The organism is Amycolatopsis melonis (assembly GCF_040064235.1).
Classification (GTDB): Bacteria; Actinomycetota; Actinomycetes; order Mycobacteriales; family Pseudonocardiaceae; genus Amycolatopsis; species Amycolatopsis melonis.
Genome location: NZ_JBDZYD010000002.1, coordinates 235,515 through 248,674 on the forward strand (window position 1 = coordinate 235,515; position 13,160 = coordinate 248,674).

Below are 13,160 nucleotides of genomic sequence, written 5' to 3' on the forward strand. Positions count from 1 at the left end.
GGTGGGGGTATTTTTCCTTCCCTCCCCCCCCAACCCTGCAATCCACTATCCCCCCCCACCAGCCGGCCCCGCAGCGCCCGGAACGCCGAAGGGCCCCGCACCAAGCTCGGTGCGGGGCCCTTCGACGTCCTGAAGAGGCGTTACTTCTTCTTGGCGGCCGAGGTCCGCTTGGCGGGGGCCTTGGCAGCGGTGGTCTTCTTCGCCGCGGCGGTCTTGGTCGCGGCGGGCTTGGCGGCGGCCGTGCGGGTGCGGCTGGTGGTCGCCTTCGCCGTGGTGGCCTTGGCCGCCGTGGTCTTCGGGGCGGCCTTCGTCGCCGTCGCCTTGGTGGCGGTCGCCTTGGCGGCGGGCTTCGCCGCGGTGGCGCGGGTGCGGGTGGTCGTCGAGCGCGTGGTGGCCGGCTTGGCCGCCGCCGCCCGCGAGGTGGTCGTCCGCGAAGTCGTCTTCGGGGCCGCCGCCGCGGTCTTCGTGGCGGTCGCGCGGGTGCTGGTCGAGGCCGTGGCGCGCTTGACCGGCGTGGCCTTCGGCAGCTTCTTGGTGCCGGAGATGACGTCCTTGAACGTGGTGCCGGCGCGGAAGGCGGGAACGTTGGTCTTCTTGACCTTCACGGCCTCACCGGTGCGCGGGTTGCGGGCGGTGCGAGCGGCGCGGGCGCGCTTCTCGAAGACGCCGAAGCCGGTGATGTTGACCTTCTCGCCCTTGTTGACCGTCCGGATGATGATGTCCACCAGACCGTCGACGGCCTGCGAAGCCACCTTCTTGTCGCCCAGACGCTCCGACAGCGCCTCGATCAGCTGGGCCTTGTTCGTCATTCCAGTCCTCCATAGTGGAACTACTCGTCACGGCCCATCTCGGCCGACACTGCACACGGTATTACCAATACCGCACAAAATCCAACTGGGGGTCGAAATATTTCCTTGTGCGAGGGCGGGTTCCGCCTCCCGAGGGACCTTCTCCGGATCCCGCACGGAATGCGCGCGTGCCGTCGACCATGGCCCTGAGCAGGGGAAACATGGTGCCCGGGTCGTCCACAGTGGTCGTCCATATAGGACCCGAGGCCGCTTCTGGGAACTTTCTGCCCGACACGCCGACGTGACCGCCGCCGGTGTGGCTGAGGCCACCTCCGGCCCGATCCCGCGCAGCCGCCGGGGATCGGGGACCACCCACGGGCCGGCCCGGTCGTGGGCCCTCGCCGGATTGCTTGGGGCGCCGGAAAGATCTTCCCCGAAGGGTGAACTCACTCGTTCGGCGCAGTCCCGGCCTGCGGTGACACCGGGCGTGCGCCGCGTCCGCAACGCCGTGTTGGGCGCAGGACTGTCGTACCGGCGAGCTACTCTGCCGCGGGAGGAAGCCCCGGGTGAGACAGCCCAGGTGAGACAGGGAGAACCGTGGACCAGGAGACGCTCACCACCGTGGTCGGACGGGTGGCAGGCACGGAGGACTCGACACCGCTTCAGTTCAGCGTGGCCATCGATCCGGATGCCTATCTGCAGCTCGACGACGTCGTCGTCACCCGGCGGGAGCTGCCGGGGCTCGGGCAGGTCACCTCCTACGGCGTCGTCACGCAGGTGAGCGCGCGCCACGAGGGCGCCAGCTTCGGCAGCGACGTCTTCCTCATCTCCGACGGCGTCCTGCCCGCGCAGGTGCAGGAGATCGCCGAGATCGCCACCACCCGCGTCGAGCCCGAATGCTACGTCCCGCCGAAGCCGGGCAGCGAAGTCTCCCGCGCCGTGGGAGAGGATCGCGCGCAGGCGCTCTACTTCGACAACATGACCCGCCAGGTGGCGGTCGGCCTCGGCCGGGACGGCGAACCCGTCTACCTCAACATGGACTTCCTCGACGGCACGCGCGGCGCGCACGTCAGCATCAGCGGTGTCTCCGGCGTCGCCACGAAGACGTCGTTCGCGTTGTTCCTGCTGCACTCGATCTTCCGCGGCGGCGCCCTGCCCAACGCCCACAACGCCAAGGCCCTCGTGTTCTCCGTCAAGGGCGAGGACCTGCTGTTCCTGGACACCCCGAACGTCCACCTCGACGAGAACCTCAAGGCCGAGTACGCCCGCCTGGGCCTGCCCGCCGAGCCGTTCGCCTCCGTGGGTTTCTACGCGCCGCCGACGCCGTCGGACACCACGGGGAAGCCGTACGTCACCGGCCGGACCTCCGGCGTGGGCGCCTTCTGGTGGACCATCGCGGAGTTCTGCGCGAACGACCTGCTGCCGTACGTCTTCGCCGACGCCGAGGACGAGCGCAACCAGTACACGATGGTCATCCACCAGGTCGCGAACCGCCTGCGGCTGGACAGCACCCCGGCGGGCAAGGACGGCGCCGCGAACGTCGACGGCGTGCTGTGCCGCACCTACGCCGAGCTCGTCGACGTCATCTGCGACCGCGTCACCGACGAGGAAACCCGGGCGAGCTGGGCGGGTGCGGTCACCGGCGCGGGCACGGTCAACGCCTTCATCCGCCGCCTGCGCTCCAGCCAGCGCGCCCTGTCCGGGCTCATCCGCGGCGACCTCGCCGACCACCCGGCACGCAAGCTGTCCACGGAGAACCAGCAGGTGACCGTCGTGGACATCCACAACCTCGTCGAGCGCGCGCAGCGGTTCGTCGTCGGCGTGACGCTCGCCGCGGAAACCGCGCGCAAGGAGGCCGCCGGCCCCGGCGGGCTGCTGTTCACCATGCTGGACGAGCTGAACAAGTACGCGCCGCGCGAAGGCAGCAGCCCGATCAAGGAGGTGCTGCTGGACATCGCCGAGCGCGGCCGGTCCCTCGGCGTCATCCTCATCGGCGCGCAGCAGACCGCCAGCGAGGTGGAACGCCGGATCGTCAGCAACAGCTCGGTGCGCATCGTCGGGCGCCTCGACGCCGCGGAGGCCTCGCGCCCGGAGTACGGCTTCCTCCCGGCCAGCCAGCGGGTCCGCGCGACGCTGGCCACGCCGGGCACGATGTTCGTGAGCCAGCCGGAGATCCCGGTGCCGATCGCCGTCGGCTTCCCGTTCCCGGCCTGGGCCACGCGGCTTTCCGAGGCGGGCAAGGTGCCTGCCACCACGGCTTCGGCGCGGAAGTCCGATCCCTTCGCCGGCCTGCCCTCGCGCGGTGCCGACCCGTTCGACGACGACCCACCGCCCTTCTGATGTCCCGGCCCGCTCCCTGAACGGAAGGACGAAGCGTGAAGTTCCTGCACACCTCCGACTGGCACGTCGGCAAGACGCTCAAGGGCCGCAACCGGCTGGACGAGCAGCGCGCCGTGCTGGCCGAGATCGTCCGCATCGCGCGGAAGGAGCCCTTCGACGCGATCCTCGTCGCGGGCGACCTCTACGAGACGTCGGCGCCTTCGGCCGCGGCGCAGGAACTCGTGGTGAAGGCACTGATGGCGCTGCGCGAAACCGGTGCCGAGGTGCTGGCCATCGCCGGGAACCACGACCACGCCGCGACGTTCGAGGCCTACCGGCCGCTGCTGCGTGCCGCGGGGATCCACCTGTCCGGTGACCCGCGGCCGGTCGCCGACGGCGGTGTCGTGTCGTTCGACGCGCGTTCGACGGGTGAGCGCGTCAACGTCGCGGTGCTGCCGTTCCTGTCGCAGCGCTACGCCGTGCGCGCCGCCGAGCTGCTCGCCGGGACCCCGGCGGACAACGTCGGCGAGTACGACCAGCGCGTGCGCGACATCGTGGACCACCTCAAGTCCGGCTTCACCGACGGCGCGGTCAACCTCGTCATGGCGCACCTGACGGTCACCGGGGGCACGCTGGGCGGTGGCGAACGCGCGGCGCAGTCCATCTTCGAGTACCACGTGCCCGCGACGGCGTTCGGTGCCGAACCGCACTACGTCGCCCTCGGCCACCTGCACCGCCGCCAGTCGCTGCCCGCCGCGTGCCCGGTGCACTACAGCGGTTCCCCGTTCGCCGTCGACTTCGGCGAGCAGGACAACACCAGCGTCGTGCTGGCGGTGGAGGTGACGCCGGCGACGCCGGCGAAGATCACCGACATCCCGCTGACCGCGGGGCGGCGGCTGCGGACCGTCCACGGCACGGTGGCCGAACTGACCGCCCGTGCCGGGGAGTTCGGCGAGGACTACCTCCGCGTCTACGTCCGCGAAGCGACCAGGGCGGGGCTGCGCGAGGAAGTCCAGGAAGCCCTGCCGAACGCACTGGAGATCCGCATCGACCCGGAGTTCGCCGCGCCGGTGACGACCTCGGGCGCCGAGCGCGCGGTCGCGGACCGGTCGCCGGGCGAGCTGTTCGCCTCCTTCTGCGCGGAACGCGCGATCGAGGACAAGCGCGTGCAGTCGCTCTTCGCGCGGCTGCACGACGAGGAGACGAGCGGGGTGTGACATGCGGCCAGTGCTGCTGGAGATGACCGGCTTCGCGTCGTTCCGCGAGAAGACCACGATCAGCTTCGAGGACACCGACTACTTCGCACTCGTCGGGCCGACCGGCGCGGGCAAGAGCACGGTCATCGACGCGCTCACCTTCGCCCTCTACGGCTCGGTCGCCCGGTGGGACCACGAAGGCCTGGTCGCGCCCGCGCTGGCGCCGACGGTCAACCGCGCGACCGTGCGGCTGGTCTTCGACGCCGGCGGCGCGCGCTACCACGTCGTGCGGGAAGTCCGGCGCAGCGGCGGGAAGAAACCCACGGTCAGCGTCAAGAACGTCCGCCTGGAACGGCTCGTCGACCCCACCACCCTGGGCGGGCCGGAGGACGACGCCGACCCGGTCGCCGCCGACTCCGAGGTCACCCCGGCGGTGGAACGGCTGCTCGGGTTGACGTTCAAGCACTTCTGCACCTGCGTCGCGCTGCCCCAGGGCGACTTCGCCGAGTTCCTGCACGCGAAGGCCGCCGACCGGCAGAAGATCCTCATCAAGCTGCTGGGCCTGGAGGTCTACGAGCGGATCGGCCGCCGGGCCGGGGTGAGGGCCGAGCAGCAGAAGCAGCGCGCGGCCGTCCTCACCGAACAGCTCGGCAGCTACGCCGACGCCACCGAAGAAGCGGTCGAAGCACTCGCCGCGCGGATGACCGCGCTGGCCGAGCTGGACGCGCGCGTCACCGCGGCCCTGCCGGGCCTGAACGACGCCACCCGGGCGCACGAGGAAGCCCGGCAGCGCGTTGCGGCGCTCACGCAGGAACTCGGCGTCCTCGACGCGCTGGAGCGCCCGGACGGTGTCGAAGACCTCGAAACGCGACGCCGGTCCGCGACCGAAGCGGCGACGGCCGCGCGGGCCGCGCTGGAAAAAGCCGAAACGGCGGACGAAACCGCCCGCGCCGCGCTGGCCACCGCCCCCGATCGCGGCGAGCTGGAGCGGATCCGCGCCGCCCGCACCGAACTCGAAGAGACCGAAAAGGCCCTCCCCGGGCTGGAAGAAGCCGCGAAGAAGGCGTCGGCGGACAAAGAGGCCGCCGCGGCCGCGGTGACCGAAGCGGTCGCCGTCGTCGAGACGGCCAGGGCGAACCGGGACAAGACGGCGCGCGCCGCCGAGGAAGCGACCGCCGAAGCGGCCCGCGCCCGGCAGGACCGCGACCGGCTGGCGGGGCTGCGGCCGCCGCCGGACCTCGGGGACCTGTCGGCGGAAGCGGCACGGGTGGCCCAGCGCACGGCAGCCGCGGACGCCCGGCTGCGCGCGGCCGAGACCGCCGACGCCGAAGCACGCGCGGCGCTCGCTGCCCAGCCCGACGTCGCGCCGCTCGCCGCCGCGCGTTCCGACGCCCGCACGCTCTACGCGTTGTGCGAAGCGCAACGCAAGGCCGCGCCCGAGCAGGCCGCGCGCCGCAAGGAACTCGAAGCAGCGCGGAGCGCCTTCGCCCGTGCCGACGCCGAAGTCACCGCGGAGAAGATGGCGGTCACCGAAGCCGAACGCGCGGGGCAGGCCCTGAGCCTGCGGGCCGGGCTCGCCGTCGGGCACCCGTGCCCGGTGTGCGAGCAGGAAGTCACGGCGCTGCCCGACGCCGTCGGCCACGCCCACCTTGCCGAGGCCCGCGAACGCCTGGAGCAGGCCGAGACCGCGCGGGCCGCGGCCGAGTCCGCACTGCGCAAGCTGGAACGTGCCGTCGACTCGGGCGCCGACGCCGCCGCGTCCGCGGCCGCCCAGGCGGAAGAGCTGCGGGTGGTCCTCGCCGAAGTCGAGGGCCCGCCCGAAGCGCCGGTGCTGCGCCGCCCGGTCGAGGCGTCCTTTTCCGAACAGGACTACGCGGACCTCGTCGCCGCCGTGCGCGAGCGCGGCGAGTGGCTGTCCGCGACGATCGACGGCCGCGCCCGCGTCGCCGAGGCCGCGCGGGCCGCGGACGCGGAACTGGCCGCGGCCCGCACCGAACGCGCGGCGGCGCAGCGCGAGGCCGACGCGGTCGAGAAGTCGTTCGCGGCGGCACGGGAAGCACTGCGGGCAGCCCGCGATCCCCTGGTGGAACTGGGGGCGCCCGCGGTCGACACCGGCGACGTCCCGGCGGGCTGGCAGCGGCTCACCGCGTGGGCGGCGGCCGCGCTGGAAGAACGGCGGACAGCGCTGGCCGCGCTCGAAGCGGCCGCCGAAGCCGCGGGCAAGGAAGCCGTCGTCGCGGCGGACGACCTCGCCGCCGCCGAGCGCAACGCCGAACAGCGGCGGGCCCGCGCGGTCGACGCGGGCCTCGCCGAGCAGTCGGCGGCCAATGCCTTCGCCACCACGCGGCGCCGCCACGGCGAACTCGGCACGATGCTGGCCGACGCGCCGTCCGCGGACGTCGTCACCGAACAGCTGGCGAAGGTCGCCGAACTCGAGCAGGCGGCCCGGACGGCGGATGCGGACCTGCGGGCCGCGCGTGCGACGGCGAAGCAGGCCACGGAAGCCCAGGACCGCATCGGCCAGCAGGTCGACGCCGAGCGGCAGAAGCTGTCCCGGGCCCGCGACCCGCTGGTCGGGCTGGGCGCGCCACCGATCGACGGCGAAAGCCTCCTCGACGCCTGGACCGCGTTGACCGGCTGGGCGGCCGGGCAGGCGAAGGCCCACCGCGAGGCACTGGACGTGGCGAAGACCGCGGAAAGCGAAGCCGCCGAAGCACTGCGGGCGGCCGAGCGTGCCGTCGCCGAGGACGTCACCGCGCTGGACGTCCCGCTGGAAGCCGGGCCCGTGCGCGACCGCGTCCCGGTGGCGCTCGCCGCCGCGCGGGCGCGCGCGGAAGCCGACCACACCGAGATGAAACGGCGCGTGGCCCGGGTGGCCGGGCTGCACGCCGACATCGCGGCCGCGGAGTCCGAGGCGCAGGTCGCGCGGCTGCTCGCGGACCTGCTGCGCTCGGACAAGTTCCCGCGCTGGCTCATCGCCGGGGCGCTCGACACGCTGGTCGCCGAGGCGTCGGCGTCGCTGCTGGAGCTGTCCGGCGGCCAGTTCGAGCTGACTCACGACAAGGGCGACTTCCTGGTCGTGGACCACAACGAGGCCGACGCCCGGCGGCCGGTGAAGACGCTGTCCGGCGGCGAGACGTTCCAGGCGTCGCTGTCCCTGGCGCTGGCGTTGTCCTCGCAGCTCGGCGCGATGGCCGCGGAGGGCGCGACCAAGCTGGAGTCGATCTTCCTCGACGAGGGTTTCGGGACACTGGACGAGGCCACCCTCGACGTCGTGGCGTCCACTTTGGAGAACCTCGCCGCCACCGGCTCGCGGATGGTCGGAGTGATCACGCACGTGCCGGCGCTGGCCGAGCGCGTCCCGGTGCGCTTCCAGGTCACCCGCGACGGCACCGGCTCGCACATCACCAGGGAGGGCACGTGACCGCGCTCGCCGGGATGCACTTCAGCGTCGACGCGTGGGACCCCGGCTACGGCAGCTCGATGGAGGCCGAGGAGCTGGCCCGCTCCCAGGCCGAGGTGGAGCTGGACGTCGAGGTCCCCGAGACCGAATGGGCGCCGATCGACCCGTCACCGGTCCCGGTGCCCGAGGCGGTGCTGTTCGTCGACGGCGTCCGCCGCATCGACGCGCGCGTGTGGATCGACGACCCGGGCGCGCCGAACTCCGCGTCGATCGGCATCTGCGCGTCCTACGCGGCAGGCGTGGTGTGCTGCTGCGCGGGCCGGGCGCACGTCGTGGGCACGGACGTCCGGCGCGGGCTGTTCACGGTGGCGGCGGAGGCGGACGGCATCCCGACATCGGCGGGGCGCTACGAGGCGTTCCGCGTGGCGGCCAAGGAGGACAGGCCGCTGCCGGTGGTGCTGTCGTCGGCACTGCAGGAGCAGCTGGCCGACGCGGAGCTGAAGACGGCGATCGAAGCCCGCACGGCAATCGCGGGCCACGTGGGCGAGGACCTCCTGGTGGTCGACGGCCCCCTGAGCGGCCGCACGCACTTGCCGCGCGCGGTGGGGTTCATCAAGAGCCACCAGACGACGTACCTGCCGGCGGAGCTGAACGCAATGGTGGGCACCCTCGGCCCGCACCAGCGCACCCCGGTGTTCCTGATGGGAACGACGTGGGTCCGGCACTCGTGGTACCTGCGCCTGCCGTCGGCGGGAGGCCCACCGTGGTCCGGGGTGGTGCGTGTCGAGGCGGCACCGCACCTCGGAGGTCCGGAGGTCGCGGCCCTGGCGAACCTGACCCAGTCGGTCCTGGGCCGGTTCGCGTCGGTGCCGTACAAGGACTCCCGGGCACCGCAGAACCTGTATCCGATCGCCGGCCTGGAACGCGACCTGCGCCACCGGCTGGGGGACCAGCAGTTCGTGTACCGAGCCCTGCGCCAGGCCGCGACCCGCTGACCGGTCTCCCGCGACCCGCTCCTGGGGCCTGCCGTCCTGAGTGGACGGTCAGGGGAGCGGGGGCCGCGGCCGGGCTGGGCAGCGGCGGCCACCTTGGGCGTGGGCTGAAAGGCGCTTTCCTCGCATGTGGTGAGACGAACGGCCCGTTCGCTGCGCCAGGTGAGACGAAAGCGCCTTTCAGCCCACCGGGTCAGGCTGCGGCGAGCGTTCCACCCAGTGCGCGCAGCCCGTCGGCGGTGAGTTCCGCCCGGGTCCACTGCCCCAGGGCCACGACCCGCGCCGCCCGGATCAATCCCGCCCGGGCCAGCTGATGCGCCGTTGCCTGGTCGCAGCACGGCAGGCCGTCGACCCGAAGGTCCGGTTCGCAGCTGCACGTCAGCTCCGCCCGTCCGGCGCCGACCGCACGCAGCATGGCCAGGGCCCGGCGGTTCAGCGTGGTGGTGTCCATGGTCCCTCCCCCTCGAACAAGTGCCGTCCGAAAGGAGACGTGACCGCGGTCACCGAATACGCGGTTTCCGCGAGGAACCCCCCGAAAGGCGTACAAAATGTGACTGCTGGGGCAGAAGTTACAGCCGTTCCTGCAACGCGTCCGCCGCCGCGAGGAGGTCCGCCGCCCAGCGGGCGCCCGGCTTGCGGCCGATCCGCTCGATCGGGCCCGACACCGACACCGCCGCCACAACCGTACCCGCGGAGTCCCGGACCGGTGCCGAGATGCTCGCCACGCCCGGCTCGCGCTCGGCCACGCTCTGCGCCCACCCGCGCCGGCGCACCTCCAGCAGCGTGCGCTCGCCGAACACCGCGTCCGCCAGGATCGTCCGCTGCGTGTGCGGGTCCGCCCACGCCGCGAGGACCTTCGCGCCCGAGCCTGCCGTCATCGGCAGCCGCGAGCCGACCGGGACCGTGTCGCGCAGGCCGCTCGGCGGCTCCGCCGTCGCGACGCACACGCGCTGCACGCCGTCGCGGCGGTACAGTTGCACGCTTTCGCCCGTGACGTCCCGCAGCTTCGGCAGCACGACACCCGCCGCGTCGAGCAGCGGGTCCGTCGAACCGCCCGCCAGCTCGGCCAGCGCCGTACCGGGCCGCCAGCGCCCGTCCGGGCCGCGGCGCAGCAGCCGGTGCACCTCGAGGCCGACCGCGAGCCGGTGCGCGGTGGCCCGGGGCAGGCCCGTCCGCGTGCACAGTTCCGCGAGGCCGCAGGGGTCGTCCGCGACCGCCTGCAGGACGGCCACTGCTTTGTCCAGTACTCCGATGCCGCTATGCTGTCCCACGACCCGATACTAGCGTCCCGTACTTTGGGAAGTCCAGAATCTGGGAAACCCGAACTCGAGCTGCGCCCTTCCTTCGCGGCTCGCACCGCTTCGCACGTGCGCGCCCGAGTTCCGACGACGAACCGTGGAAGGAGCCGGAGATGACCAGCCCGACCGGCAAGGCCCGCACGCTGGCGGAGAAGGTGTGGGAAAGCCACCTCGTGCGCCGAGGCGAAGGCGCCGAACCGGACCTGCTCTACATCGACCTCCACCTGCTGCACGAAGTGACCAGCCCGCAGGCCTTCGACGGCCTCCGCCTGGCCGGGCGGCCGGTGCGCCGCCCCGACCTCACCATCGCGACCGAGGACCACAACGTCCCGACCGTGGACATCGAGCTGCCCATCGCCGATCCGGTCTCGCGCACCCAGGTCGACACCCTCCGGCGCAACTGCAAGGAGTTCGGGGTCCGGCTGCACCCCATGGGTGACGCCGAGCAGGGCATCGTGCACGTCATCGGCCCGCAGCTCGGCCTGACCCAGCCCGGCATGACCGTGGTCTGCGGCGACAGCCACACCTCCACGCACGGCGCGTTCGGCGCCATCGCCTTCGGCATCGGTACGTCCGAGGTCGAGCACGTGCTGGCGACCCAGACGCTGCCGCTGCGCCCGTTCAAGACGATGGCGATCACCGTCGACGGCGAGCTGCGCCCCGGCGTCACGGCGAAGGACGTCATCCTCGCGGTGATCGCGAAGATCGGCACCGGCGGCGGCCAGGGCTACGTCCTGGAGTACCGCGGCAAGGCCATCGAGGCTCTCTCGATGGAGGCCCGGATGACCATCTGCAACATGTCGATCGAGGCGGGCGCCCGCGCCGGGATGATCGCCCCGGACGAGACGACGTTCGAGTACCTGAAGGGCCGCCCGCACGCGCCGAAGGGCGCCGACTGGGACGCGGCGGTCGAGAACTGGCGGCAGCTGCGCACCGACGAGGGCGCGGAGTTCGACGCCGAGGTGCACCTGGACGCGAGCGAGCTGACGCCGTTCGTCACCTGGGGCACCAACCCCGGCCAGGGCCTGCCGCTGGGTGCCGAGGTGCCGGACCCGGAGCAGATCCCGGACGAGAACGACCGCATCGCCGCCGAGAAGGCCCTGTCCTACATGGACCTCAAGCCCGGCACGCCGCTGCGCGAGATCGCCGTCGACACCGTCTTCCTCGGCTCGTGCACCAACGGCCGGATCGAGGACCTGCGGGCCGCCGCCGAGGTGCTGCGCGGCCGGAAGGTGGCCGACTCGGTCCGCATGCTGGTGGTGCCCGGCTCGATGCGGGTCCGCAAGGCCGCCGAGGCCGAGGGCCTGGACCGGGTCTTCACCGAGGCCGGCGCCGAGTGGCGCCAGGCGGGCTGCTCGATGTGCCTCGGCATGAACCCGGACCAGCTGAAGCCGGGGGAGCGCAGCGCGTCGACGTCGAACCGCAACTTCGAGGGCAGGCAGGGCAAGGGCGGCCGGACGCACCTGGTGTCACCGCTCGTGGCCGCCGCGACGGCCGTGCGGGGCACGCTGTCGTCGCCGGAAGACCTGCTGACCGCCGCCCGCTGACCCACCCGAGGAGCCACAGCCATGGAACCGTTCACCCAGCACACCGGCATCGGCGTCCCGCTGCGCCGGTCCAACGTGGACACCGACCAGATCATCCCGGCGGTCTACCTCAAGCGGGTCACCCGGACCGGCTTCGAGGACGGCCTGTTCGCCGCCTGGCGCGCCGACGAGAACTTCATCCTCAACCAGGAGCCGTTCAAGAACGGAAGCGTGCTGGTCGCGGGCCCGGACTTCGGAACCGGTTCCTCCCGTGAGCACGCCGTCTGGGCGCTGATGGACTACGGCTTCCGGGTCGTCATCTCGTCCCGGTTCGCCGACATCTTCCGCGGCAACTCGGGCAAGGGCGGCCTGGTGGCGGCGCAGTGCGAGCAGCACGACGTCGAGCTGCTGTGGAAGCTGCTCGAGAACGAGCCCGGCACCGAGGTCACGGTGGACCTGGAGACCAAGACGGTGCGGGCCAAGGACTTCACCGCCCCGTTCCAGATCGACGACTACGTCCGCTGGCGGCTGCTGGAAGGTCTCGACGACATCGCGCTGACGTTGCGCCATGCCGGTGAGATCGACGCCTTCGAGGCGGCCCGCCCGTCGTGGAAGCCGACGACAACGCCGGTCACCGCAGGCTAGCCCGCCGGGGCGGATTTCCCTGTTCCGGCAGGGAATCCGCCCCGGTTCGCGTCTTACGGGCGGTGCCGGTGGAGAAATCTCCGCCGGGCCCGAACCCGCCCCGCGGCAAGGGAAAGCGCCGCGGACCGGGTGGAATTTGTGCTGCCTTGGTAATACCGTGGTGCGGGTCGGCCGACGCGGCCGTGCACGGGTACTCCCTTCTTGGAGGACTGCAATGGCCAACAAGGCCCAGCTGATCGAGGCGCTGACCGAGCGCCTCGGCGACAAGAAGGCCGCTTCCGAGGCGGTCGACGGTCTGGTCGACATCATCATCCGGACGGTCAACAAGGGCGAGAAGGTCACCATCACCGGCTTCGGGGTGTTCGAGAAGCGCGCCCGGGCCGCCCGGACGGCGCGCAACCCGCGCACGGGCGAGGCCGTGAAGGTCAAGAAGACGAACGTGCCCGCATTCCGCGCCGGAACAACGTTCAAGGACGTGGTGTCGGGAGCGAAGAAGCTGCCTCGGGCAACCCCGGCCCGCAGGACAGCGACCGCGACGACGGCAACCTCCCGCACGGCAGCGGCCAAACCGGCCACGACCCGCACGCGTGCGGCGGCCCCGAAGACGGCGGCGGCTCCGAAGGCGACCACGACCCGCAGCCGCGCAACGACGGCGAAGGCGGCTCCGAAGGCGACTGCTTCCAAGGCCGCGGCTCCGAAGACGACGGCGGCGAAGTCCACGACGGCTTCAAAGACTACGACGGCTTCGAAGACCACCACGGCCCGGAAGACCACGGCGGCCAAGGCACCCGCCCGGCGGAGCACGACCGCGGCGAAGAAGAGCTGACGCCCCAAAACTGTCGGACCCCTGCGGTAACGTGAAATCAGGGGGTCCCCTGGGGGGTGACGCCCCGGTAGGCACGCAGCTTTCCGGCAGGACCCCGCGCCAAGGTGTGTGGGGTCCTGCCCGTCCGGGCTGGAAGGGGGCGGACCGCGTTCCTGGGCAGCAGAGGG

General features: G+C 72.4%; 10 protein-coding genes. 7 read left to right on the forward strand and 3 right to left on the reverse strand.

What is annotated here, in order from left to right:
• Positions 1-140: 140 nt before the first annotated feature.
• Positions 141-809, reverse strand: coding sequence for an HU family DNA-binding protein (locus ABJI51_RS05625; protein ID WP_348947958.1), 669 nt, complete (start codon positions 807-809; stop codon positions 141-143).
• 576 nt (positions 810-1,385) lie between these two features.
• Between ABJI51_RS05625 and ABJI51_RS05630 the strand changes: the two genes are divergently transcribed.
• The 4 genes from ABJI51_RS05630 to ABJI51_RS05645 are packed head-to-tail and all read left to right on the forward strand — an operon-like array spanning position 1,386 to position 8,701.
• A complete protein-coding gene (locus ABJI51_RS05630) occupies positions 1,386-3,128 on the forward strand; it encodes an ATP-binding protein (RefSeq protein ID WP_348947960.1) in 1,743 nt (580 codons plus the stop codon).
• Between the two features lie 35 nt (positions 3,129-3,163).
• On the forward strand, positions 3,164-4,324 hold the full coding sequence (locus tag ABJI51_RS05635) for an exonuclease SbcCD subunit D (protein WP_348947962.1): 1,161 nt from the start codon (positions 3,164-3,166) through the stop codon (positions 4,322-4,324).
• 1 nt (position 4,325) lies between these two features.
• Positions 4,326-7,727, forward strand: coding sequence for an AAA family ATPase (locus tag ABJI51_RS05640; protein WP_348947964.1), 3,402 nt, complete (start codon positions 4,326-4,328; stop codon positions 7,725-7,727).
• Entirely contained in the window at positions 7,724-8,701 is a 978-nt protein-coding gene (locus tag ABJI51_RS05645) for a hypothetical protein (protein ID WP_348947966.1), read from the forward strand. Before ABJI51_RS05640 ends, ABJI51_RS05645 begins: the two co-directional genes overlap by 4 nt.
• 190 nt (positions 8,702-8,891) lie before the next feature.
• On the opposite strand, the gene ABJI51_RS05650 is transcribed toward ABJI51_RS05645, so the two are convergent.
• Positions 8,892-9,149 carry a hypothetical protein gene (locus ABJI51_RS05650; protein ID WP_348947968.1) on the reverse strand — a complete coding sequence of 86 codons (258 nt, stop codon included), beginning with the start codon at positions 9,147-9,149 and terminating at the stop codon, positions 8,892-8,894.
• 118 nt (positions 9,150-9,267) lie between these two features.
• Positions 9,268-9,969 (reverse strand): IclR family transcriptional regulator, encoded by a 702-nt coding sequence (locus ABJI51_RS05655; RefSeq protein WP_051183801.1) that lies wholly within the window; start codon positions 9,967-9,969, stop codon positions 9,268-9,270.
• A gap of 140 nt (positions 9,970-10,109) precedes the next feature.
• On the opposite strand from ABJI51_RS05655, the gene leuC reads away from it, so the two are divergent.
• From leuC to ABJI51_RS05670, 3 genes are all read left to right on the forward strand, one after another.
• Positions 10,110-11,543: a 3-isopropylmalate dehydratase large subunit gene (gene leuC, locus ABJI51_RS05660; protein WP_348947970.1), complete on the forward strand. Its 1,434-nt coding sequence runs from the start codon at positions 10,110-10,112 to the stop codon at positions 11,541-11,543.
• A 21-nt stretch (positions 11,544-11,564) separates the two neighbouring features.
• Positions 11,565-12,167 carry a 3-isopropylmalate dehydratase small subunit gene (gene leuD, locus ABJI51_RS05665; RefSeq protein WP_348947972.1) on the forward strand — a complete coding sequence of 201 codons (603 nt, stop codon included), beginning with the start codon at positions 11,565-11,567 and terminating at the stop codon, positions 12,165-12,167.
• Between the two features lie 214 nt (positions 12,168-12,381).
• Entirely contained in the window at positions 12,382-12,993 is a 612-nt protein-coding gene (locus ABJI51_RS05670) for an HU family DNA-binding protein (protein WP_348947974.1), read from the forward strand.
• Positions 12,994-13,160 lie beyond the last annotated feature (167 nt).

Excerpts from the sequence above, each read along its gene's own strand:
- ABJI51_RS05650 (WP_348947968.1), bottom strand. The coding sequence starts at position 9,149 with ATGGACACCACCACGCTGAACCGCCGGGCCCTGGCCATGCTGCGTGCG.
- leuD (WP_348947972.1), top strand. The coding sequence starts at position 11,565 with ATGGAACCGTTCACCCAGCACACCGGCATCGGCGTCCCGCTGCGCCGG.
- ABJI51_RS05625 (WP_348947958.1), bottom strand. The coding sequence starts at position 809 with ATGACGAACAAGGCCCAGCTGATCGAGGCGCTGTCGGAGCGTCTGGGC.
- leuC (WP_348947970.1), top strand. The coding sequence starts at position 10,110 with ATGACCAGCCCGACCGGCAAGGCCCGCACGCTGGCGGAGAAGGTGTGG.
- ABJI51_RS05640 (WP_348947964.1), top strand. The coding sequence starts at position 4,326 with ATGCGGCCAGTGCTGCTGGAGATGACCGGCTTCGCGTCGTTCCGCGAG.
- ABJI51_RS05670 (WP_348947974.1), top strand. The coding sequence starts at position 12,382 with ATGGCCAACAAGGCCCAGCTGATCGAGGCGCTGACCGAGCGCCTCGGC.